Annotated in this window: 21 protein-coding genes; 6 read left to right on the top strand and 15 right to left on the bottom strand. The window is 64.8% G+C overall.

Features of this window, described 5'->3' with window-relative positions; translation table 11 throughout:
* Positions 1-71: 71 nt before the first annotated feature.
* The 5 genes from ABMA46_RS11245 to ABMA46_RS11225 all read right to left on the bottom strand — a co-directional run bounded on the left by ABMA46_RS11245 (position 72) and on the right by ABMA46_RS11225 (position 4499).
* Complete coding sequence (locus ABMA46_RS11245; protein WP_348999441.1) at positions 72-647, bottom strand: DUF4893 domain-containing protein; 576 nt, start codon at positions 645-647, stop codon at positions 72-74.
* 69 nt (positions 648-716) lie between these two features.
* Positions 717-1265, bottom strand: a complete 549-nt coding sequence (locus ABMA46_RS11240; RefSeq protein WP_348999440.1) for a hypothetical protein — start codon at positions 1263-1265, stop codon at positions 717-719.
* Between the two features lie 112 nt (positions 1266-1377).
* On the bottom strand, positions 1378-2463 hold the full coding sequence (locus ABMA46_RS11235; protein WP_348999439.1) for a YcjF family protein: 1086 nt from the start codon (positions 2461-2463) through the stop codon (positions 1378-1380).
* Positions 2460-3923 (bottom strand): YcjX family GTP-binding protein, encoded by a 1464-nt coding sequence (locus tag ABMA46_RS11230; RefSeq protein WP_348999438.1) that lies wholly within the window; start codon positions 3921-3923, stop codon positions 2460-2462. Before ABMA46_RS11230 ends, ABMA46_RS11235 begins: the two co-directional genes overlap by 4 nt.
* A 72-nt stretch (positions 3924-3995) precedes the next feature.
* Positions 3996-4499 (bottom strand): SixA phosphatase family protein, encoded by a 504-nt coding sequence (locus ABMA46_RS11225; protein WP_348999437.1) that lies wholly within the window; start codon positions 4497-4499, stop codon positions 3996-3998.
* A gap of 192 nt (positions 4500-4691) precedes the next feature.
* Here ABMA46_RS11225 and dksA point away from each other — a divergent pair, with 192 nt between their 5' ends.
* The gene (dksA, locus tag ABMA46_RS11220; protein WP_348999436.1) at positions 4692-5108 is read left to right on the top strand and encodes an RNA polymerase-binding protein DksA; all 417 of its coding nucleotides are present in this window, start codon (positions 4692-4694) and stop codon (positions 5106-5108) included.
* A 65-nt stretch (positions 5109-5173) separates the two neighbouring features.
* On the opposite strand, the gene ABMA46_RS11215 is transcribed toward dksA, so the two are convergent.
* Positions 5174-5809: a hypothetical protein gene (locus tag ABMA46_RS11215; protein WP_348999435.1), complete on the bottom strand. Its 636-nt coding sequence runs from the start codon at positions 5807-5809 to the stop codon at positions 5174-5176.
* Between the two features lie 220 nt (positions 5810-6029).
* On the opposite strand from ABMA46_RS11215, the gene cckA reads away from it, so the two are divergent.
* Positions 6030-8645, top strand: coding sequence for a cell cycle histidine kinase CckA (cckA, locus tag ABMA46_RS11210; protein WP_348999434.1), 2616 nt, complete (start codon positions 6030-6032; stop codon positions 8643-8645).
* An 85-nt stretch (positions 8646-8730) separates the two neighbouring features.
* Here cckA and ABMA46_RS11205 read toward each other — a convergent pair whose 3' ends face one another.
* Positions 8731-9120: a hypothetical protein gene (locus tag ABMA46_RS11205; RefSeq protein WP_348999433.1), complete on the bottom strand. Its 390-nt coding sequence runs from the start codon at positions 9118-9120 to the stop codon at positions 8731-8733.
* Between the two features lie 322 nt (positions 9121-9442).
* Here ABMA46_RS11205 and ABMA46_RS11200 point away from each other — a divergent pair, with 322 nt between their 5' ends.
* A complete protein-coding gene (locus tag ABMA46_RS11200; protein ID WP_348999432.1) occupies positions 9443-9622 on the top strand; it encodes a hypothetical protein in 180 nt (59 codons plus the stop codon).
* Between the two features lie 6 nt (positions 9623-9628).
* On the opposite strand, the gene ABMA46_RS11195 is transcribed toward ABMA46_RS11200, so the two are convergent.
* The 6 genes from ABMA46_RS11195 to ABMA46_RS11170 form a co-directional block, all read right to left on the bottom strand.
* Positions 9629-10561: a lipid A biosynthesis lauroyl acyltransferase gene (locus ABMA46_RS11195; RefSeq protein WP_425475730.1), complete on the bottom strand. Its 933-nt coding sequence runs from the start codon at positions 10559-10561 to the stop codon at positions 9629-9631.
* A gap of 47 nt (positions 10562-10608) precedes the next feature.
* Positions 10609-11637, bottom strand: coding sequence for a zinc-binding dehydrogenase (locus ABMA46_RS11190; protein WP_348999430.1), 1029 nt, complete (start codon positions 11635-11637; stop codon positions 10609-10611).
* 131 nt (positions 11638-11768) lie between these two features.
* A complete protein-coding gene (locus ABMA46_RS11185; protein WP_348999429.1) occupies positions 11769-13040 on the bottom strand; it encodes a beta-ketoacyl-ACP synthase in 1272 nt (423 codons plus the stop codon).
* A 22-nt stretch (positions 13041-13062) separates the two neighbouring features.
* A complete protein-coding gene (locus ABMA46_RS11180; RefSeq protein WP_348999428.1) occupies positions 13063-14250 on the bottom strand; it encodes a beta-ketoacyl-ACP synthase in 1188 nt (395 codons plus the stop codon).
* A 52-nt stretch (positions 14251-14302) separates the two neighbouring features.
* A complete protein-coding gene (locus tag ABMA46_RS11175) occupies positions 14303-14599 on the bottom strand; it encodes an acyl carrier protein (protein WP_348999427.1) in 297 nt (98 codons plus the stop codon).
* A gap of 155 nt (positions 14600-14754) precedes the next feature.
* On the bottom strand, positions 14755-15300 hold the full coding sequence (locus tag ABMA46_RS11170; RefSeq protein WP_348999426.1) for a histidine phosphatase family protein: 546 nt from the start codon (positions 15298-15300) through the stop codon (positions 14755-14757).
* 157 nt (positions 15301-15457) lie between these two features.
* Here ABMA46_RS11170 and ABMA46_RS11165 point away from each other — a divergent pair, with 157 nt between their 5' ends.
* From ABMA46_RS11165 to ABMA46_RS11155, 3 genes are all read left to right on the top strand, one after another.
* Positions 15458-16408, top strand: coding sequence for an AEC family transporter (locus ABMA46_RS11165; protein ID WP_348999425.1), 951 nt, complete (start codon positions 15458-15460; stop codon positions 16406-16408).
* Positions 16409-16603: 195 nt separating this feature from the next.
* The gene (locus ABMA46_RS11160) at positions 16604-18061 is read left to right on the top strand and encodes an NAD-dependent succinate-semialdehyde dehydrogenase (RefSeq protein ID WP_348999424.1); all 1458 of its coding nucleotides are present in this window, start codon (positions 16604-16606) and stop codon (positions 18059-18061) included.
* 58 nt (positions 18062-18119) lie between these two features.
* Positions 18120-19139, top strand: a complete 1020-nt coding sequence (locus ABMA46_RS11155) for an aldose epimerase family protein (RefSeq protein WP_348999423.1) — start codon at positions 18120-18122, stop codon at positions 19137-19139.
* Between the two features lie 12 nt (positions 19140-19151).
* Here ABMA46_RS11155 and ABMA46_RS11150 read toward each other — a convergent pair whose 3' ends face one another.
* Both ABMA46_RS11150 and ABMA46_RS11145 read right to left on the bottom strand, forming a co-directional pair.
* Positions 19152-20084, bottom strand: coding sequence for a sugar kinase (locus ABMA46_RS11150; RefSeq protein WP_348999422.1), 933 nt, complete (start codon positions 20082-20084; stop codon positions 19152-19154).
* Between the two features lie 155 nt (positions 20085-20239).
* A complete protein-coding gene (locus tag ABMA46_RS11145; RefSeq protein WP_348999421.1) occupies positions 20240-20692 on the bottom strand; it encodes an Lrp/AsnC family transcriptional regulator in 453 nt (150 codons plus the stop codon).
* Between the last annotated feature and the right edge of the window lie 67 nt (positions 20693-20759).

Below are 20759 nucleotides of genomic sequence, written 5' to 3'. Positions count from 1 at the left end.
AAGCGACGCAGCATAATGTCGCAAACTGCCCCATCGAAGTCGGCTTCAGCCGACTGGGGTATTCCGGCCGGTCAGCGCTTCAGTTCGAGAATATCCATTCTGGATTCGTAGTAGGGATCCGGAAACTCGATGCGCCAGCCGTCCGCGCCGGTGCGGAAGGCATAGCCGGCCTGATCGTTCTTCGGGTCGCTGCCATAACGTCCTGCCGGATCGTCGTTGAACGACAATTCGCCGAGGTAGATCGCGCGCTTCTCGCCATCGTCGTAGAGACGGCCCGTCGTGCGCTGCGAGCCGGTGGTCTTTTTCAGCATCCAGCCGGAGCCGTCGTCCGTCACTTCGCATTTGAACCAGGGATAGACGATCAGCGGCAGGCCGGTGTCCAGCTTGAAGGTCCGGCATTTCCAGGAGCCGGTGAGATCCTTGTCGGAGAAGGCGACCAGCGGGCGCGCCAGCACCGCGTTGAGGTCTTGAACCTCGGAGGGGTTCCCGGCCTGGGCCGCGGCAACGGCCGATTTGCGCGTTTCGTCGTAATGGTCGAGCTTCTTCTGGTCGGCGGGGGTGATCAATTTCTGGACGACGCCGTCAGCGAAGGCGCTTCCTGAGGCGAGCACGCCGACCAGAATCAGAGAAGTGAAAAGTCGCCGCATGAAGTCCTCCGGAAACGGCTTGCCGGAATTGGCGGCCGATCAGGAGGCAAGCATCCAGGCCGACTGTGGTCAATCCTTGGCGATGGAGCCGACCTCGACGGGATCGACGCGCTTCAGGTTCATGCCGATCACCGGAACCATCTGGTCGGCCACGCGCACGGAAACGGTCACGATCATCGAATTGTCGTCGGGAACGCGGGCCTGCATCACGCCGTTCAACTGCTTGCGGTTGATGGCGAAGACGACCTTGCGGGCGTTGACCACATTACCGGAAATAATGTCGAGTCCCGTTCCGGAAGAACCACCCATGAAGCTGCCGGTGTAGCCGCGACGGCCCTTGCGCTGCACCGTCGCGGACATCTGCTGGGTGAACAGGCCGACCCGGCAGCCGCCGTCCAGCGTCATGCCCACCTTGTCGCCGGGCGTGGTGCCGGTGAAATTGCAGGTGAAGCGCGTGCCCTTGTATTTGCCGGCGACGATCTCGCCGGGGCCTGCCCATTTGCCCTCGACCGAGCGGAAGAACTGGCTGTCGCGCTCCGCGGCGGACGCCTGCGCTGCGGCCAACGAAGACGCTGCGATCGCGAGGGGCAGGAGGGCGGACAGAACCACGTTTTTCATCAAGGAAACCCGGTGACGGCGACGCTGAAAGGAACCGGCCCGACCATGAAGAAGAATGGTTAATGCTTCGTCACTTGACCCGATGACCGGGAAGAAATGCGCGCAGGAAGCGTCAGTTGTCGGCCCTTGTCTCGGAACCGCCCTTCGCCTTCGCGAAAGACGTCAGGGCGGTCAGGAAATCGCCCATTCCGGGGCGCTTGGCGGCGATGAAGGGCAGGGGGCGCGTCGTCTCCATGGCGGCAAGGCCGATGCGCGCCGTCATCATGCCGTTGACGACACCTTCGCCGAGCTTGGCCGAAAGCCGTGCCGCCAGCCCGTGGCCGACGATCTGCTGGACGACGCTGTCGCCGAACGCGATGGAGCCGGTCACGGCGAGATGTGCAAGCACGCTGCGGGCGAGGCGGAAGAAGCCGAGCGTGCCGGGACGGCCGCCGTAAAGCTCCGACAGGCGGCGAATCAGGCGGCCGGCCTCGAAGACGACGTAGGCTATGTCCACCAGCGCCCGCGGGCTGATCGCCGTCACCAGCGAGACGCGCTTGGCGGCGTCCAGGATCATCACCTTTGCCTGCGCGTCGAGCGGGCCGAGGATTTCGGTTTCCGCCAGCCGCACCAGATTGCCGCCATCGATGATGTCGCCGCTGAGATCGGCCAGCGCGCGCCGGCCGGCGGCGGTCTGCGGCTTGGCCGCCACAAAAGAAGAGAGTTCGTCCACGACGGCGCGCGCCGCTTTCGGATCGTCGCGGGCGACGGCGTCGAGCGCCCGCCGCTGCATCTTCTCCACTTCCGCGAGGCGGCTGATGGCGATGAACTCCCTCAGCAGGATGACCAGCAGGGCAAGCGCCGCGATGCCGGCCACGCCGGCGGCCAGCCAGCCCAGCCATTCGGCCCGCTCGAACAGGGCGCGGATCAGGCTGTCCGTCCACAGGCCGATCGCCAGCGACAGGAGGACGCCGAAGGCGCTGAAGAAGACCGTGGCGAGCAGGGAGCGCCGGCGCGGCGCGGCCGCCGGCGGCGGTTCGGCCACGACGATGTCGGGTTCGTCGAAGACGTCGATCGCCGCCGAGACGACGACGGGAGGTTTCAGCGAGCGGGGCTTTCTGGCCGGTTCAACGGTCCGGCCGGCCCGCTCCGGCGATTTGGCGGGCGCCGGTGCTTCCGGTTCGATGCGGAAGGAAGCCGGCTTGCGGGCTTGCGTCATGCCAGGCGATCTCCGATCAGGAACTGAAGCGCGCGGTCGAGGCGGATATGCGGCAGCGAAAGGGTCACACCCTCGGCCGTTTTTTCAAGCTTCGGCGGACGGAAGCGGACGAACCGAAGATCGGATTTTTCCACGTCGGGGCGCGGCTTGAAGGCATCGCCCGGCTTGGCCGGCAGGTCGCCGGGAAAGATCGCGGTCTCGGTGTTGCCGTCGAACGTCTCGTCGCCGATGCGCTCGCCCGCGATCGGCGTGCCGATGATGACGGGCAGCGTTTCCCGGCCTTGCCGGACCGTGCCTTCGCGGGTCGCGCGCACCGCGGCCATGGCGACGACGTCGACCTCGGCGCCGGTGAAGTTCGCGCGGGCGATGGCGCGGTCGGCTAGCCGACGCACGATCGCCTGCAGGCGATCGTGGCTCTCGTGGTGAAGGTGGTCCGCCTTGGTCGCCGCCACCAGGATGCGGTCGATCCGGCGCGAGAACAGGTCGGTGAGAAAACTGCCGCGCCCCGGCCGGAAGCAGGCGAGGATTTCCGTCACCGCCCGTTCCATGTCGGCCATCGCCTCGGCGCCGGCGTTGAGCGCCTGCAACGCGTCGATCAGAACGATCTGGCGATCCAGCCGCGCGACATGCTCGCGGAAGAACGGCTTGATGACATGCGTCTTGTAGGCTTCGTAGCGCCGCTCCATCATGGCGCCAAGCGAACCGGGCCGTGCCTTGCCGTCGCTTGCGCCGATAAGCGGCGAGAAGGTGAGGGCCGGCGAGCCTTCGAGATCGCCCGGCATGAGGAAGCGGCCCGGCGGCAGGGTCGAAAGCGCCCGGTCGTCCAGCTTGCAGGCCTTCAGATAGGCGGCGAAGCTTTCCGCCAGCCGCCGTGCCGTCATCTCGTCGGCCTCGCCGTCGGGAGCGGCTGCTGCTGCGAGGGTCCGCCATTGCGCCGAAAGGTCCGCGCGTATCGGCGACGCGGCCATCTCCGTGGCTTCGCGGGAAAAATCCGCGAAGGACTTACCGAGCAGCGGCAGGTCCAGCAGCCACTCGCCGGGATAATCGACGATGTCCACCGAGAGCTTGCCGGCCGAGAACATGCGGTTCCAGGCGGACGCGGATTCGAACTCGATGGTCAGCCGAAGCTCGGAAATGGCGCGGGTGGAGTCCGGCCATACCCGCTCGTCCACCAGCGCGGCGATGTGGTCCTCGTACTGGAAGCGCGGCACGGCGTCGTCAGGCTGTTCTTCCAGATAGGCGCGGGCGATCCTGCCGGATTTCTGCGCCTCGAACAGCGGCAGCCTGCCGCCGTGCACGAGGTTGTGGACAAGTGCGGAGATGAACACGGTCTTGCCGGCTCGCGACAGTCCGGTGACGCCGAGCCGCAGCGACGGCGAGAACAGACCGGCCGCCCGTCCTGAAAACGTGTCGAGCGCGATGCGCGCCTCGTCCGAGAAGGTAGTCAGTGACGATGCCAAGTGTTTCCCGACCCGCGGATTTTCGACGACAGTGGCTTGATATAGGGCTTGGCGGACGGCTTTGAAATGCCGTCAGAGATCGGCGGGAACCATGAACGCTTCGAGGAAACCTGTACCCGGCTCCGCTTGCGCCAGTCCGCCGCCGAAGCGGATCGCGGCCAATCCCGCGGTTGGAAACCCGTAGGAGAGCGCTTCCCTGGTTTCCCCAGGACCGGAACCGGCAAGCGCCAGGGCCAGATCCTCGGTCATCGGGTTGTGGCCGATCACCAGCAGGCTGCTCGCCGCGCCATGCTCGCGAATGATCGACAGATAGCCGGCCGCATCCTCGGTATAGAGGGTGTCGAGGAACAGCACGCGCCCCGTGTCGGCGTATCCGGCCACGTTCTCCAGAGTCTCGCGGCAGCGAAGCGCGTTCGAGCACAAGGTCAGTTCGGGCACGTAGCCGCCTTCGTGCATGGCTTTCCCGATCGCCGCCGCGTCTTCCACGCCCGACGCGTCCAGTGAGCGGTCGAAGTCGCGCATTCCCGGCTGCGCCCAGCCTGCTTTCGCGTGACGGAGAAGGAGAAGCGTGCTCACCGAACCTCTTTGCAACCTAAGGTCAATGACTTAGCCACGGAACGGGGCGCCGCGCAATGCGTTCGTCGAAGACGCCGACAGCGCCGCGACGAAGGCCTAACAAATCCGTGACCCAGTTGGCATTTGCGCTTGTGCCAGCCTTGAGCGGCGAATATATAGGCGCCACTTTCCAGGGGTTGTCGGGTGAGTCGAATGAACGATACAGTTGCAACCGATTACATTCCCTCCGAAGACGAGCCGTTCATGAACGAACGGCAGAAGTCGTACTTTCGCCAGAAGCTTGTAACGTGGAAGAACGATATCCTGCGCGAAGCGCGCGAGACGCTTGAGATCCTGCAGCAGGAAAACGCCAATCATCCTGACCTCGCCGACCGGGCATCGTCGGAGACCGACCGCGCGATCGAACTGCGCGCCCGCGACCGCCAGCGCAAGCTGATCGCGAAGATCGATTCGGCCTTGCAGCGGATCGATGAGGGCACCTACGGCTACTGCGAGGAGACCGGCGAGCCGATATCGCTCAAGCGCCTCGACGCTCGCCCGATCGCGACCTTGTCGATCGAAGCGCAGGAGCGCCATGAGCGCCGCGAGCGTGTCTATCGGGACGATTGACGGTCCTGAAGTGTTGTGTGAGGAAAAGTTGCGATGGCCGGATTATTCCGGCCATTTTCTTGTCGTCATTTCTTCTGGTGCGACAGTTCGCCGAGTAATTTCGCCATTTCGTCGTCGAGCGAGGGCGATGCCTTCGCGGCGGCTGGCTCGTCGTCCAGCGAGACTTCCAATTCGCTCAGCAGCGCATCATCGATCGGATCGTAGGCTTCCTGAGGCGGGGATCGGCTGACGGCGGGAGCCGGCACGGCAGGCGCATGGCGCGCCGGTCCGCCATTGGCGCCGCTCGTCGATTGCCAGGACGAACGCGGCGGCGCTGGTGCGGCGACCGGGGCCTGCGGAGCGGTGGCCGGTTTCTGCGGTTGAGGCGCCGGTGCGCCGGCCGTCAAAGCTGGCTTGCGGGGTGCTGCCAGCCGGATGTCGCGCTCGACCACCAGGTCGCTCGATCCGCCGATGAGAAGAAGGTGTTCGACATCGTCGCGCCGGACCAGAACCAGCCGGCGGTGGCTGTCGACGGCCGTCGCGTCCATGACCGACAGCCGTGTCTTGCGTGTCCGGCCGCCGGCGACGTAGGTGCCGGTGGACAGACCCCGCACCAGCCGTATTACCAGGAGAACCAGGACGAGGAGAACGAGGGCGGCGAGCGTCCACAGAATCGCGCGTGTGTATTCCGGACCTGCCATGCCATCCAACCAGTCCAGCATCCTGTTCCCCCGGCTTCGATTTCCCGATTTTTCCCAACAGTAAACCGTTGCGTCGCGCGGCGACAAGGCAAGATCGCGCAATATGAGCCGGATGTCGGTATTTGACGGACAAATCGATGACACCGTTTTGCACGGACAAATGCAGCCCGGCCCTTTTTCATGTATTGAGAATGTGATTCAACGGACCGAGACAGGCGCGAATTTCGTGAGCAGGGGTGCCATGACCAAGGAAGCGAACGGCGATTTCTATCCCGTTCCGATCGTCGATCAGAGCACGCGGCCCGGCGCCATCACACGGCTCATCATCTTCATCGTCGTCCTGACGGTCGCCGCCATCGTCTTCGGCATTTTCCGAGAACGCTTCGGCGATCCCTTTCTGCTCGGAATGCTCGGCGTGCTGGCCATGATCGGGGTCGGTTTCCTGTTCGCCACGGCCGTCGGCTTCATCCAGATCGCGCCGCGTTCCACGGGGGACGAATTGTCGAAGGCCTTCGTCGATTCCATGTCGCAAGGGCTCCTGGTCGCCGATGGCAAGGGTCGGGTCATCTACGCCAACCGAGCCTACGCGGACATGACGGGCGCGACGTCGGCGGCGGATCTGAAGACAGTGGAGGGTCTGCTCTCCGACGTGCCGGAAGCATCGTCCGTGGTTTACCGGCTGGCATCCGGCCTGCGCGACGGCAAGCCGGGAGACGGCGAGTTCCGTCTCGCGCAGGCGATCCGTCCGGGCGCTGAGCCTGGAGCGCGCTGGTATCGCGCCAGGGCGCGCACCTTCAATGCTCCCGGACAGCGGCAACCGTTGTTTGCCTGGCAGCTTGCCGACATTTCGTCCGAGCGCGCCGAACAGGAGCGCTTCTTCCTCGATCTCCAGAAGGCGATCGATCATCTCGACCATGCGCCGGCCGGTTTCTTCGCCGCCGATCAGGACGGCCGCGTCACCTATATCAACGCGACGCTCGCGGAATGGCTCGGCCTCGATCTGGCGTCGTTCACGCCGGGTGCCGTCAAACTACCGGACATCGTCGCGGGCGACGGAATGGCGCTGATCCGCTCGGTCAAGGCCGATCCCGGCACGACGCGAAACGCGGTCATCGACCTCGATCTCACCAAGACCAACGGCGAAGCGCTGCCGGTGCGCTTCATGCACCGCGTCACCGCGAGCCGGGAAGGCCTGAGCGGACCGACGCGCACCATCGTTCTCAATCGGGCGCAGGGCGAGGACGCGTCCGCCGATCTGCGTGCCGCCGAAGTGCGCTTCACCCGCTTCTTCAATTCCACGCCGATGGCGATCGCGGGCGTCGACCAGGCAGGCCGCATCCTGCGCACCAATGCGCCGTTCCTGTCGCTGTTCAGTTCGGCCGTCGACCGAGACGCACTCGACCGGCGCGTCAAGCTGGATACCGTCATCCACGAACGCGACCGCCCGGCATTTGCCGCCGCGCTGGAAAGAGCGCGCCAGCAGCAGGCGGACATCGCGCCTATCGACACGGTTTTGCCGAACAACGAGGAGCGCCATGTGCGCTTCTACGTCAATGCCGTCGCCGATGTGGCGGAAGGCACCGGCGAGGGGGCCGAGGAGGCGGCGATCGTCTATGCGGTCGACACCACGGAGCAGAAGGCACTCGAGAGCCAGATGGCGCAGAGCCAGAAGATGCAGGCGGTCGGGCAACTCGCCGGCGGCATCGCGCACGATTTCAACAACGTGCTCACCGCCATCATCATGGCGTCCGACCTCCTGCTGACCAACCACCGGCCGTCCGACCCGTCCTTCCCGGACATCATGAACATCAAGCAGAACGCGAACCGGGCGGCCTCGCTGGTCAGGCAGTTGCTGGCGTTCTCGCGCAAGCAGACGCTGCGCCCGGAAGTGCTCAGCCTGACCGACGTCCTTGCCGACCTCAGAATGCTTCTGGCGCGGCTCGTCGGCAACGACATCAAGCTCAAGGTCGAGCACGGCCGCGACCTGTGGCCGGTCAAGGTCGATATCGGCCAGTTCGAGCAAGTGGTGGTCAATCTCGCCGTCAACGCGCGTGACGCCATGCCGGATGGCGGCGAGATCACGGTGCGTACGCGCAATGTCGGCGTCGACGAAAGCAGAGGCTATCCCTATCGCGAACTGACGCCCGGCGACTATGTGCTTGTCGAGGTCGCGGATACCGGCAGCGGCATCGCGCCCGACGTGCTGGGCAAGATTTTCGAGCCGTTCTTCACCACCAAGGAGGTGGGCAAGGGAACCGGTCTCGGCCTGTCGATGGTCTATGGCATCGTCAAGCAGACCGGCGGCTTCATTTTCTGCGATTCCGAGGTCGGCAAGGGCACGACCTTCCTCATCTTCCTGCCGCGGTATGTGGCGGAGGCCAGGAAGCAGGGGGAATCCGCCGCGGGTGCGCCCGGCGGCGACCAGCCGGACGCCGCGAAGGAAAGCGCGGCGCCCGCCAGGGCCGCGGAGACCGCCAAGGATCTGTCCGGCTCGGCCATCGTCCTTCTCGTCGAGGACGAGGACGCCGTCAGGATGGGCGGCATGAGGGCGCTGACCTCGCGCGGTTACACCGTCCACGAAGCCTCTTCCGGCGTCGAGGCCCTGGAGGTGTTCGATTCCCTGGACGGCAAGATCGACATCGTCGTGTCGGACGTCGTCATGCCGGAAATGGACGGCCCGACGCTGCTCGGCGAATTGCGCAAGCGGCAACCGGACATTAAGTTCGTCTTCGTCTCGGGCTACGCCGAAGACGCCTTCGCGAAGAACCTGCCCGAGGACGCGCATTTCGGGTTCCTGCCGAAGCCGTTCTCGCTCAAGCAGTTGGCGACCGTGGTCAAAGAGGTGCTGGAAGGCTGAAGCCTACGCTTTCTTCACGTTGCGACTGTGACCGGACGGCCGGCCACCTGTACCAAAGGGACGGACTGGCGGTGGATGGACAGCATCAGCCGCGCGTGCAGGTGGCGGCCGTGAAGGCGCCGTCGGGCTGGCGCATGATGACGTCAAACGACGGCGGTTTTCCCTCGATCAGCGTTGCCTGGGACAGCGAGACGCTGTTGCCGCCCGTCGTGAACCCTCCCAGCGGTCCCAGCCAGTCTATCTCTCCATTGGCGTCCATCTGGTAGTTGTAACCCTGCACCGTCCACCCGCCGTAGGTCGGGCCGCTATAGACGTCCCCCTTGATGGTGATGTCGCCGAGGTTGAGGAAGGCGCCGAGCAGGTAGACTTCGCAATGATAGACACCGTCCGGCAGCCGCCCGTTGGAAAAACCCGCATCGGCGGATGCGGGAAACATCAGAAGCGCCAGGGCGAGGGTGGTCGATAACCGGAGCATGGCGCCGATTATGGCGTCCGCTTGCGATACGATCCAAGACCGAAAACGCCGATCGTCCGCGAATTGTCCCGACTGTTGCGGGTAGGCCATTTCGGGTGCCGCGATCCGGCCTGTCGTTTCCGCGATCCTGGCGTGCGGCCGGTTGCATGTTATCCTCCATCCGGGCCTCGTGAGTCGGCCGCTTTTTCCGAGTCTGGTTTCAGTCAGATCGAGCGGCGGACGGCGGCGCAGGCAAGTTCCACGCAAGCGACCCTTTCTACGCTCCATCTGCAATCGACGGCTTGATCCCGCGAAGCGGGCGCAAGCGGGCAGGGGGCGGAAGATGGAACGATTTTTCGAGGACTATCAGAAGCAGCGTCTCACCGAGCGCTTCGACATTCTGACGGCCATCAACATCCTGAAATCGCAAGGGTACGACGACGAGGACATGATCAAGGAGATCATTCGCGTCTTTTACGTCGATCTCGACACCTACAACGAAGTGATCGGCCAGGCGGCCTGAGGACGGTCACGGCGCGCCGCGCACCCGGCGCGCGCGGCCTTTGATCTGCCAGCGCTTGTGGAACCACATCCATTGGCCGGGGTGTTCCCGCACCCATCGTTCGACGACGTCGGCCAGAAGCTGCGTGGTCGCCGCGATGTCGACATGACCCCCGGCATCGCGCGGCAGCGTCAGCTTCTCTTCCACCTCCAGCCGGAAGCGGTTGTTCGGCAGCCTAATGCAGCGCGTGGGATAGACGTCGCATTCATAGTGCCGGGCAAGCATCGCAAGCACGGGGTTGCTCTGGCACAGCCTGCCGAAGAATTGTGTCTCGATGCCGCGCGAGAATTTCTGGTCGACCAGGACGCCGACATTGCCGCCCTTGTCGAGAATGCCCGCGAGCGCGAACGAAGCGCCGCTCGACGAAGGCAGCAGGCCGCCCATCGTCGAGCGGCGCGACGTGAGGACATAATCGGCAAGGTAAGGGTTCTCCGGCGGACGGAACAGGGCGGTGATCTCCATGCCGAAGGTTGCGGCCGCCACCGGCAGCAGTTCGAAATTGCCGAGATGGCCGGTGAACAGGATATGCGGCCGCTCCTCCCCGGCGATCCGCTCGAAAAGGGTGATGCTTTCCGGCGCGACCTCGACTCGGCCCGGTTGCGCAGCCTTGGGGTCGAAGTCGAAAAGCTGGTCGAGGAAGACGTATTCAGCCGCCAGCCTCGCCATGTTGCCCCACATGTCGAGCGCAATGGCCTGAAGTTCCTCGGCGCTCTTGTCGGGGTAGGCGTGGCGCAGATTGTCCAGCGCCACCTGATGGCGGCCAACCAGCGGCCCCACGCGTCTGGCGGCGGCAGCGATGAAATCGAGCGCGCTGTCCATCGGCAGGAGCCGCAGCGCACCCATGATCGTCATGGCGAGCCGCGCGATCAGCCAGTGTCTGGCCTTGCGCAGCCGCACCACAAGCTCGTAGCGCCAGCCGCTGCTTTTGCGTTTCGCCAAGGGTCGCCTCAACCGACCTTGAGGATGATCTTGCCGAACACGTCGCGGCCTTCCATGCGCTTGAGCGCCGTGCCGATGCCGTCGAAATCGACCTCGGTATCGATGACGGGATGGACCTGGCCGGCGGCCATCTTGAGCATGGCGTTCGCCATGTTCTCCATGCGGCAGCCGAAGGAGCCGAGCAGCTTCAATTGCTGCTGGAAGAGCATCATCAGGTTCACCTCGGTCGAGACACCGGAGGTGGAGCCGCATGTGACGAGCCGGCCGCCGCGCTTGAGGCTGAACATGGAGCCGGCCCATGTGTCTTTGCCGACATGCTCGAAGACGACATCGACGCCCTTCTTCTTGGTCAGCTTGCGCACCACGCCCTCGAAGCGGTCTTCGCGGTAATTGATGACGTGGTCGGCGCCGAGCGCCTTCGCCTTCTCGACCTTGTCGTTCGAGCCCACGGTGGTGATGACCGTACAACCCATCTTCTTCGCGAGCTGGATGGCCGCGCTGCCGATGCCGGAGCCGCCGGCATGGACGAGGATCGTCTCGCCCGGCTCCAGCTTCGCATTGTCGAACAGCATGTGCTCGACCGTGCCGAAGGTGACGGGCGCCACCGCCGCGCCGATCGCATCTACGCCGGGTGGGGCGGGGACGAGCAGTCGCGCCGGCAGGTTGATCTTCTCCTGTGCAAAGCCATCGAGATGGAAGCCGTGCACGCCCGAAACGTGCTCGCACAAATTATCGCGGCCTTCGCGGCAGGCTCGGCACAGGCCGCAGGTACGCGCGCCGTAGATCGAGACGAGCTGGCCGGGAAGCAGGTTGGAGACGCCGGAACCGATGGCCTCGACCTCGCCGGAGGCTTCCGCGCCCACCACCAGCGGCAGCTTGCGCTTGGCGAACGCCATGCCGCGCCAGCCCCAGACGTCGATATGGTTGAGCGCCACGGCCTTGATGCGCAGCGTGACCTCGCCGAGCGAAGGTGGCGGAGGCGGCGGCAGATCGACGGTTTCGAGCCGCCGGTCCTCAATGAGTTGCAATGCGCGCATGGTGGTCACCGGGTGAATGGCGAAAGGTGAATGGTGAATGGCAGCCGGATACCCCGCCTGAATGCTGGCGGCAATGCGCTGAAGTCATTCTCCCGGCCACTTACCATTTTACTATTCACCATTCACGCTCTTCACGTTGGTTCCCGCGCCATGACAAGGCAGGTGTTCTGGCCGCCGAAGCCGAAGGAGTTGGAAAGCACGGTGCGCACCGATGTCTCGCGCTTCACGTTCGGCACCACGTCGAGCGCGATCGCCGGATCGGGATTGTCGTAGTTGATGGTCGGTGGGATGACGCCCTCGCGCATCGTCATCAGCGAAAACGCGGCTTCGATGGCTCCGGCCGCCGACAGGGTGTGGCCGATCATCGATTTGTTCGACGAGACGGGAATGCGGCCGATCCGTTCGCCGAAGACGGTGGAGAGAGACAGGTGCTCCATCTTGTCGTTCTCGGGCGTCGAGGTGCCGTGCGCGTTGATGTAGTCGATCTCGTCTTCTGCGAGCCCGGCGTCGGCGAGTGCGGCCTTGACGGCGGCGATGGCAGGCGAGGCATCAGGCTTCGAGCGCGTGCGGTGGAAGTCGTCGGCTTTCTCGCCGCAGCCGCGCAATATGCCGAGCACGGTTGCGCCGCGCGCGAGCGCCGCTTCCAGCGATTCCAGCACCAGCGCCGCCGAGCCTTCGGCCAGGACAAAACCGTCGCGATCTTTGGAGAAGGGTTTCGACGCCTTCTCCGGCGCGTCGTTGCTGGTGGACAGCGCCGACAGCAGCGAGAAGCGGATCAGCGCTTCCGCCGTGGCGGAACCGTCGGCGCCGATCGCCAGCGCGCGGTCGCATTCGCCGCGCCGGATAGCCTCGACGCCGAGCTGGATTGCCGTTGCGCCGGAAGCGCAGGCGGTCGAGAGCGTGATCGGCAGTCCGGTCGCGCCGAAGCGGTCGGCCAGCCGGTCTGCGATGAAGCCGAACTGCGAGCTGTCGAACATATCCGACGCATTCAGGCTGCGCGCGACTTCGAGAAGGCGCTCCGAGGCATCCTCGTTGTCGCCGCCTTTGTAGAGCGCCAGCCGATCGTGCCAGTCGAGCTCGACAGGCGGCGAGGCGAGAAACAGCGGGCCGCCGAAATCGTCGAGAGAGAGGCCGGATTCCTCGATCGCCTCCACCGCCGCCGTTTCAGCCAGCTCGTAAGTGAGCGCGCTGGCGCCTTTCGAACTGGACGGCAGGAAATCGACCATGCCGGAAATGCGGGTATTGAGATGATCGACAGGGAAGCGGCTGATGGGATGGATGCCGGATTTCCCCGACGTCAGCGCCGCCCAGTTCTCCTGCTTGCCCTTGCCGAGAGAGGTGACGACGCCGATGCCCGTGACGGCGACGACGGGACGCCCGAGATGATCCTTGAAGCTGGCCATGCGCACATTCCTATCGCGACGTTCAGGCGCCGCCGACCAGCGCCATGCCTTCGAATTGGTGATAGCCGATCGCCGTTGCCAGAACCTGTTGCGGACTTTTTTCGAACGGCTTTTCGTTTTCCGCGTCGAAGACGGAGTAGGGCGCCTTGTTGGCGACCGCCAGCGCGGCGAGAGCCACCGCAAAAGGAAACTGCGCCTCCTTGAGATGGCCGGTCAGTGAGGAGAAGCCTCGCGCCGCAATGAATGGATTGGCATCGAGCAGGGCCTTCTCGGCGGCGGTGGCGTTATGGGCTCCCGAAGCGCCGGACACCGCGAGCAGGTCGCCTTCCGGCAGGTCCGCTGCCTCGAGCAGTCCGGCGATGCCGGCGTCGAGTTCGCCGCGCGCCCGGCGGGCGCGGGCGGAATGGACCGGACCGAGGGTCGCATAGGCCCTGCGGCCGCGCCGTTCGGCATGCTCGCGGCTTTCCAGCACCAGGAACGCGCCGCCCGAGCCCGACACCACGCCGCCGCCTTCGGAAGCATGGCGTTGCCAGACGGGTTTCCACTGCCCGCGATGCAGGTAGCCTGCGAGTTCGTAGCCGAGAAGCATGTCGGGATGTTCGGTCTGGAAAGCTCCGCCGACCAGCATGTGCGTGGACTGGCCGGAACGGATGCGGGCCGCCGCCGTCTCAACCGCCGCCACGCCGGCGCCTTCCTCGCCCATGAAGGTACGGGACGAGCCGGTGACCTTGTGGACGATGGAGATGTTGCCGGCGAGCAGGTTGGAAAGCTGCGCCAGGAACAATGTCGGGCGCAGGTCCGTCGTCAACTTCTCATTGAGCAGCACGTCGAAGTCCGTGCGCCCGGTCGAAGCCGCGAGGATGGAATTGTCGACCGAAACGTCCCGCTCGCCGCCGCCGGCCGCCACCACCATGTCCATCGAGGCGCACAGCGCCTCGTCGCCCTTGATACCGGCGTCGTCCAGGGCGAGACCGGCCGTATAGGTGCCTAGCCGCTGCCAGGTTTCCATCTGGCGCTGGTCGCCGCGCTTGGCGATCTGCAGGTTCCAGTCGATCTCGGGAAGGGGATGGACGGTATAGGGCGCGAAGCGTTCCGTCTCCAGAACCGGGGTCGGATTTGGCTCGCTCAGCTTCGCCCAATGCGCATCCGGCCCTTCGCCCAGCGAGGAAACCAGACCAATGCCGGTGATGACGACGTCGTGAAGGCTCATGGGCGGCAGTTACCGGGCGACGGGCCGCCGGTCAAGCGGGCGCCGGCCCGCCTCAGCTTGCGGCGCCGCCGGCGTTCTTGGCCGCGACAAGGCCGTCGATCTTGGCGCACAGGTTCTTCATGACGAAATATTCGTCGGTCGATGCCTTGCCGTCGTTGACTTCCTGCGTCCACTTCTCGAGCGGCACCTTGATGCCGAACTCCTTGTCGATGGCAAAGACGATGTCGAGGAAGTCGAGGCTGTCGATGCCCAGATCGTCGATGGTATGGCTTTCCGGCGTGATGGTGTCGATATCGATCTCGCTCGTGTCGGCGATGATCTTGGCGACTTTTTCGAACGTGGTGGCCAAGGTCTGTTCCTTCGATTGCGGGCAGTTTGCGGTCGGTAGGTAGTCTGGCGGTGTCTAATCGGTTTTTCCGCGCAGGAAAAGGCCGAATGTGCCGATGGCAGGTAGTATGGCAACGGCTCCCGAACAAGACCCGGCCAGGCGAGTTCGCCGATCGCCTAGAAGGTGACGCGGCCCATGACGCGCAAACCGTCGTCCTGAGCCCCCACGATCACCGCTTCGCCCTCGCGCGGTGAAATGCCGGTGAGCGCCTCGACGTCCTCCAGATGGGTGACCAGGATCATATTGTCCGCGCCCGCGTAGTCGCGGATTTTCTCGACGATGGCGGCGAGCTGGGCCGCACGCTTCGCCGGGTCCGCATCCGGCGGATCGAGCGGCGCGAACGGCTCGGGCTCCGATTCGAAGGCGATGCGTGCGGTGTCCAGACAACGGCAGTAGCGGCTGGACAGCACCCGTTCCACCGGCGCGGCGCGGGCGGCGAACAGCGAGCCGATCTTGCGGGCCTGCTGCTTGCCTCTGTCGGACAGATTGCGTTGGGTCGCGCATTTTTCGATGTCGAGCGTGGCGGGATCGCCCGTGCCGTTGGCGTAGGCGTGCCGAAGCAGCACGACATGGCCGCCGTCGCGCAGCAGCGCCCAGCCGGCTTCGGTGGCATGGGCCGCCGGCGCAGCCAGAAGCAGGAAAATCAGCGCCAGTCGGAGCATCGGGGGTCTTTCGATCGAACAAGCAGTCGAAGGCATATAGGCATCGAAGTGCCTGGAGGAAACAAATGCCGCGTGCCAGCCTTGCATCGGTTTAAAATCTTCCTCTTTACCGTGTCGTCCGTTGCGCGATGGCGGGGGCTCGCCTACAGGGGCAGCCATGTCCGCGCTCGCCCAAACCGTCCTGTTCGTTTTCGGCCTCGTCGCGCTCGGTTATCTCACCGGGCTGACGGGCTATCTCAAGGCCGAGAGCGGAGAGGCAATTTCGGAGTTCGCGGTGGGGGTGGCCATGCCGCTCCTGCTTTTCCGCACCATCGCCAAGGTCGATTTCCATGGCGCGGCGCCGTGGCTGTTGTGGGTAGCTTATTTCCTCGCCGTTGCGATAACCTGGGCGGCGGGTCACCTGATCGTGACGCGCCTGTTCGGCCGGGACGGCCGTGTCGGCGTCGTCGGTGGCGTTTCCTCGGCGTTCTCCAATCTCGTGCTGCTCGGCATCCCGTTCATGATCGGCGTTTTCGGCCAACCGGGCGTCGACGTGCTTTCGCTGCTGGTGTCGGTGCACCTGCCCCTCATGATGATGGCCTCCATCATCCTGTTCGAGATTTTCGGGCCGCGGGGAGACGGCCAGTTCCGTGCTCTCAAGGTGTTGCGGAGTTTCGGCTCGAGGATATTCTCCAATCCCCTGATCATCGGAATTCTTGCCGGGCTGGCATGGCGGTTCGTCGGCCTGCCATTGCCCGCGCTTGCCGCGCGGCTGGTCGACGCGCTGGCCGACGTGGCCGGACCTGTGGCGCTTTTCGCCATGGGGCTCGGCCTGCGCCGCTTCGGCATATCCGGCAATATTCGTCCGGCGCTCGCCCTGTCTTTCCTGAAACTGCTGGTGATGCCCGCGCTGGCGCTTGCGCTGGTATGGCTGTTCGGGCTTCCGCCTTTGACGGCCAAGGTGGTGGTGATCGCGGCCGGGCTGCCCTCGGGCGTGAATTCCTACCTGATCGCAACGCAGTTCGGCACCGGCCAGGCGCTCGCCTCGAACCAGTTGACCATTGCGACCGCCCTCGCTGTGGCTACGATGGCGTTCTGGCTGGTCGTCGTGCAGCACGTTTTTGGCTGACTATTTGTCAGACAAATAGATCTGCGTCTATTGTTTCCCGCTGGCCCAGCGCTTAGGGTGCCCTATATCGATTGATCGCCGCCCTTGCCGTGGAGTAAGAGCGGTGGTCCAGTGCGTCGCACTCTATCGAGCGCACTCCACGGAAGAATTTTCCTGCACATGCGCCTTCGCGGCGCGGCGATCGGAGGCTTGGCCATGCTCCAGAAGACCAGTCATTTCATGAAGGAAGCCATTCTCATCAACGGTGAATGGGTCCAGGCGGACTCCGGGCAAACGATCGATGTCATCAATCCGGCGACCGGCCTGAAGATCGGCACCGTGCCGAAGGCGGGCAGGGCGGAGACGCGCCGGGCGATCGAGGCGGCCGATGCGGCGTTCAAGGACTGGAAGAAGACGTCGGCGCTGGAGCGCTCGAAGCTGCTGCGCAAGCTGCATGACGCCATCATGGACAATCAGGACGCGCTGGCCGAACTGCTCACCATCGAGCAGGGCAAATCGCTGACCGAATCCAGGGGCGAGATCGGCTCGTCCGCAGCCTATGTTCTCTGGTTCGCCGAGGAAGCGCGCCGCGCCTATGGCGACGTGGTGCCTTCGCCCTGGGCTGACCGCCGCGTCCTGGTAACGCGCGAGCCGGTGGGCGTCATCGCCGCCATCACACCGTGGAACTTCCCGTCCTCGATGCTGTCGCGCAAGATTGGCCCGGCGCTGGCCGCCGGCTGCACCGCAGTGGTGAAGCCCGCTTCGCAGACGCCCTATTCGGGTCTCGCCTGGGGCGCGCTGTGCGAGGAAGTCGGCATCCCGAAGGGCGTGGTCAACATCGTCACCGGCTCGGCCGGCGAGATCGGCGACGAGATCTGCGCCAATCCGTTGGTGAAGAAGATCACCTTCACCGGCTCGACCGAGGTCGGCAAGATCCTGATCGAGAAGTCGGCTTCGACGGTGAAGAAGGTTTCGATGGAACTCGGCGGCAATGCGCCGTTCCTGGTCTTCGACGACGCCGACCTCGATCGTGCCGTGCAGGGCGCCGTCACTGCGAAATACCGCAATTCCGGTCAGACCTGCGTGTGCACCAACCGCTTCTTCGTGCAGGCGGGTATCTATGACAGGTTCGTTGAGAAGCTGGCCGATGCGTCGGACAAGCTCAAGGTCGGTCCAGGCATGGACGACGGCGTCCAGCAGGGGCCGCTGATCGACGAGAAGGCGGTCGAGAAGGTCGAGGAATTCATCAGCGACGCAACTGCCAAGGGCGGCAAGATCGTGGCCGGCGGCAAGCGCCATGCGCTGGGCGGCTCGTTCTTCCAGCCGACAGTCATTTCCGGCGCTACGCCCGACATGAAGTTCATGAAGGACGAGATTTTCGGGCCGGTGGCCCCCGTCTTCAAGTTCGAGACGGAAGAGGAAGCCGTCGCGATGGCCAACGACACGGAATTCGGCCTCGCCGCCTATTTCTACACCGGCGATCTCGGCCGCGCCTTCCGCGTCATGGAAGGGCTGAAATACGGCATGGTGGGCGTGAACGAAGGCCTGATCACCACGCCGGAAGCGCCGTTCGGCGGCGTCAAGGAATCCGGGCTCGGCCGTGAAGGCGGGCACCAGGGCATGGACGACTACCTCGATACCAAATACGTCTGCATCGGCGGCCTCGGTTTCTGACCGGGCTGCCGGCCTTGTTGGCAAGAGAAGGCGCCGGGCCTCGGCGGATACTGCACGGATGAAGAACGGCGAGGTCTTCGGCACGACGGAAGCGGGCGAGGATATCCGCCGTTTCTCCATCCGGGGCGGTGGCCTGACGGCCAACATCATCGGCCTCGGGGCGATCATCCAGGATCTGCGGCTCGCCGGCCACGACGCCCCGCTGGTGCTCGGCTTCGACAGGCTGGCGCCTTACGAAACCGATACGCATTTCTTCGGCACCGTCGTCGGGCGCTACGCCAACCGCATCCGCGACGGCCGCTTCACGCTGGCGGGCGAGCGCCATCAGCTCGACCGGAATTTTCTCGACAGGCACCTGCTCCACGGCGGCTCGAACGGCTATTTTCACCGACCCTGGACGGTTTCCCTGCATGGCCGGGACTTCGTGACGCTGACCCTGCACGATCCGGCCGGGTCGATGGGGTTTCCCGGCGCGCTGGAAGTGACCTGCACCTACAGGCTCAAGATACCGGGGACGCTGTCGGTCGAACTGACCGCGACCTGCGAGGAGCCGACTGTCTGCAATCTTACCCAGCATTCCTATTTCAACCTGGACGACGGCGGCGCCGGAGACATTCTCGGCCATCGCATGATGCTCAATGCCGGCGCCTACCTGCCGGTCGATGCAGACATGATCCCGACGGGGGTCGTGCAACCCGTGGACGCCACGCCTTTCGACTTTCGCCATGCGCGCCAGATCGCTTCGGACGGGAGCGTCGCGAAACCGGACTACGACGTCAATTTCTGCCTTTCCGCTGCGCGCGGCCCCTTGCGGCAGGCCGCATGGGTGCAGGGCGCATCGTCGGGCGTGGAAATGGAACTGTGGACCACCGAACCGGGACTGCAGCTCTATATCGGCCAGCATGTCTCGCCGCCCGGCCCGGGCATCGACGGCATCGGATACAGGCCGTTCTCGGGCTTCTGCCTTGAGCCGCAGATCTGGCCGGACGCACCCAACCGGCCTTATTTCCCGCAGGCGACGCTGTGGCCCGGAGCGGTTTATCATCACGTCACCGAATATCGGTTCCGCCTGCCTTAGCTTCTGTCCATTCTAGCTTTCGAAGGCCTTCCGCAGCACTTCGAAGGGCGCCAGCGCGCCGCGCACCTGGACGACGGCAGCCGCGACCCGGTGCGCGCGTTTCGCGGCCTCTGCCGGGGCGAAGCCGGCGAGGCGGGCGGCGAGGTAGCCGCCGTTGAAGGAATCGCCGGCGCCGGTCGTATCGAGCGGCGAGGGGACATGCACCGCCTCGATGCTTTCGCTGGCGCCGTCGGCAACGATCAGGGCCGGCTGCTCGCCATTCTTGACCACGACCTCCCTGACCTGCTGTGCCAGGCGGGCGGCCGTTGCCGCGGGCGTCTCGTCGCCGAACAGCGCTTCTTCGTCGGGGTAGGTCGGGAGCGCGATGTCGGTCACGCCGAGCGCCTCGGTGATGGCCACCTGAGCCGCTTCCCGGCTCGGCCACAGGCGAGGGCGGTAGTTGGGGTCGAATGCGATAAGGCTCCCGGCCGACCGGGCGGTGGCAAGTGCCTCCAGCAGGATCTTTCTTCCCTGCGTGTCCAGAATTGCCAAAGTGATTCCGGAAAAATAGACAAGAGACTGATCTTCCAGGCTTTTCGACAGCTTGACCGGATCGCTTGCCAGTTGCCGCGCGGCGGCGTCTCCGCGCCAATAGGTGAAGGAACGCTCGGCGCCCGTCAGCGTGATGGCGTAAAGGCCGGGCCGGGCGCCGGAAATGACGGGACTGGAGCCGATGCCGATGCCGTGCGTGGCGAGGAAGTCGATCTGGTCGCGCGAGAACGGGTCGTCGCCGAAGGCGGAGACATAGGTGGCCGGCCTGTCCCTGCTCAGCGCATGCAGCGCCCAGAGCGTGTTGAAGGTATCGCCGGCGAAGCCCATGCGCCAGTTGCTGGCCTGACCGCCGGACAGTTCGATCATGCACTCGCCGATCGATGCGATGCCGTTGCCTTGCGCGGTCGTACCCATGAATATCTCCGTCCTGCGGTCAACGCTGTAGCTTGTTGATTTCGCGAGCGCCATCCTTGCCGGCGGCCAAGGACGGTCGAAGCGCGTCTTTCCACAGCGCGAGGTGGCGTGATCCGGGGGAGACTATGGACCAGGCTCGGGCGGCGTGAGCGCTCCTATCGGTCCTTCACCGTCTCCATCGCCACGAATGTGGAGGTCTGCGCGACATGCGGCAGGCCGGAGATGCGTTCTCCGAGGATGCGGCGGTAGGCGGCGATATCGCGGGTGCGCACTTTCAGGAGGTAATCGAAGCTGGCCGCCATCATGTGGCACTGCTCGATCTCGGGTACGGCGGCCGCCGCGCGGTTGAAGGCGTCGAGCGCGGCCGAGCGCGTGTCCGACAGCTTTACCTGCACGAAGGCGACGTGGCCTTCGCCCATCTTCTCCCGGTCGACGATTGCCGCATAGCCGCGAATGTAGCCGTCTCGCTCGAGTCGTTTGAGCCTGGCCTGGACCGGGGTCTTGGACAGGCCCACTTTTTCCGCCAGCTCAGCCATCGAGAGGCGGCCGTTTTTCGCCATCGCAGTGATGATGTTGCGGTCGATGCGGTCCAATTGGTCTTCTGACATGAAAATTTCAGTCCAAATGGCTTATTAAGTCAGGCTATCATAGCGTTATTTCCCTAATCGGCCAACC

It is taken from the genome of Mesorhizobium hunchu, from assembly GCF_040081975.1.
In the GTDB taxonomy this organism is placed as follows: domain Bacteria; phylum Pseudomonadota; class Alphaproteobacteria; order Rhizobiales; family Rhizobiaceae; genus Mesorhizobium; species Mesorhizobium hunchu.
The sequence above is the reverse complement of the archived record's forward strand: the minus strand, read 5'-3'. Positions and strand labels throughout refer to the sequence as shown.

Excerpts from the sequence above, each read along its gene's own strand:
- ABMA46_RS11245 (WP_348999441.1), bottom strand. The coding sequence starts at position 647 with ATGCGGCGACTTTTCACTTCTCTGATTCTGGTCGGCGTGCTCGCCTCA.
- ABMA46_RS11240 (WP_348999440.1), bottom strand. The coding sequence starts at position 1,265 with ATGAAAAACGTGGTTCTGTCCGCCCTCCTGCCCCTCGCGATCGCAGCG.
- ABMA46_RS11235 (WP_348999439.1), bottom strand. The coding sequence starts at position 2,463 with ATGACGCAAGCCCGCAAGCCGGCTTCCTTCCGCATCGAACCGGAAGCA.
- dksA (WP_348999436.1), top strand. The coding sequence starts at position 4,692 with ATGAACGATACAGTTGCAACCGATTACATTCCCTCCGAAGACGAGCCG.
- ABMA46_RS11215 (WP_348999435.1), bottom strand. The coding sequence starts at position 5,809 with ATGCTGGACTGGTTGGATGGCATGGCAGGTCCGGAATACACACGCGCG.
- cckA (WP_348999434.1), top strand. The coding sequence starts at position 6,030 with ATGACCAAGGAAGCGAACGGCGATTTCTATCCCGTTCCGATCGTCGAT.
- ABMA46_RS11205 (WP_348999433.1), bottom strand. The coding sequence starts at position 9,120 with ATGCTCCGGTTATCGACCACCCTCGCCCTGGCGCTTCTGATGTTTCCC.
- ABMA46_RS11200 (WP_348999432.1), top strand. The coding sequence starts at position 9,443 with ATGGAACGATTTTTCGAGGACTATCAGAAGCAGCGTCTCACCGAGCGC.
- ABMA46_RS11190 (WP_348999430.1), bottom strand. The coding sequence starts at position 11,637 with ATGCGCGCATTGCAACTCATTGAGGACCGGCGGCTCGAAACCGTCGAT.
- ABMA46_RS11185 (WP_348999429.1), bottom strand. The coding sequence starts at position 13,040 with ATGGCCAGCTTCAAGGATCATCTCGGGCGTCCCGTCGTCGCCGTCACG.
- ABMA46_RS11180 (WP_348999428.1), bottom strand. The coding sequence starts at position 14,250 with ATGAGCCTTCACGACGTCGTCATCACCGGCATTGGTCTGGTTTCCTCG.
- ABMA46_RS11170 (WP_348999426.1), bottom strand. The coding sequence starts at position 15,300 with ATGCTCCGACTGGCGCTGATTTTCCTGCTTCTGGCTGCGCCGGCGGCC.
- ABMA46_RS11165 (WP_348999425.1), top strand. The coding sequence starts at position 15,458 with ATGTCCGCGCTCGCCCAAACCGTCCTGTTCGTTTTCGGCCTCGTCGCG.
- ABMA46_RS11160 (WP_348999424.1), top strand. The coding sequence starts at position 16,604 with ATGCTCCAGAAGACCAGTCATTTCATGAAGGAAGCCATTCTCATCAAC.
- ABMA46_RS11155 (WP_348999423.1), top strand. The coding sequence starts at position 18,120 with ATGAAGAACGGCGAGGTCTTCGGCACGACGGAAGCGGGCGAGGATATC.
- ABMA46_RS11150 (WP_348999422.1), bottom strand. The coding sequence starts at position 20,084 with ATGGGTACGACCGCGCAAGGCAACGGCATCGCATCGATCGGCGAGTGC.
- ABMA46_RS11145 (WP_348999421.1), bottom strand. The coding sequence starts at position 20,692 with ATGTCAGAAGACCAATTGGACCGCATCGACCGCAACATCATCACTGCG.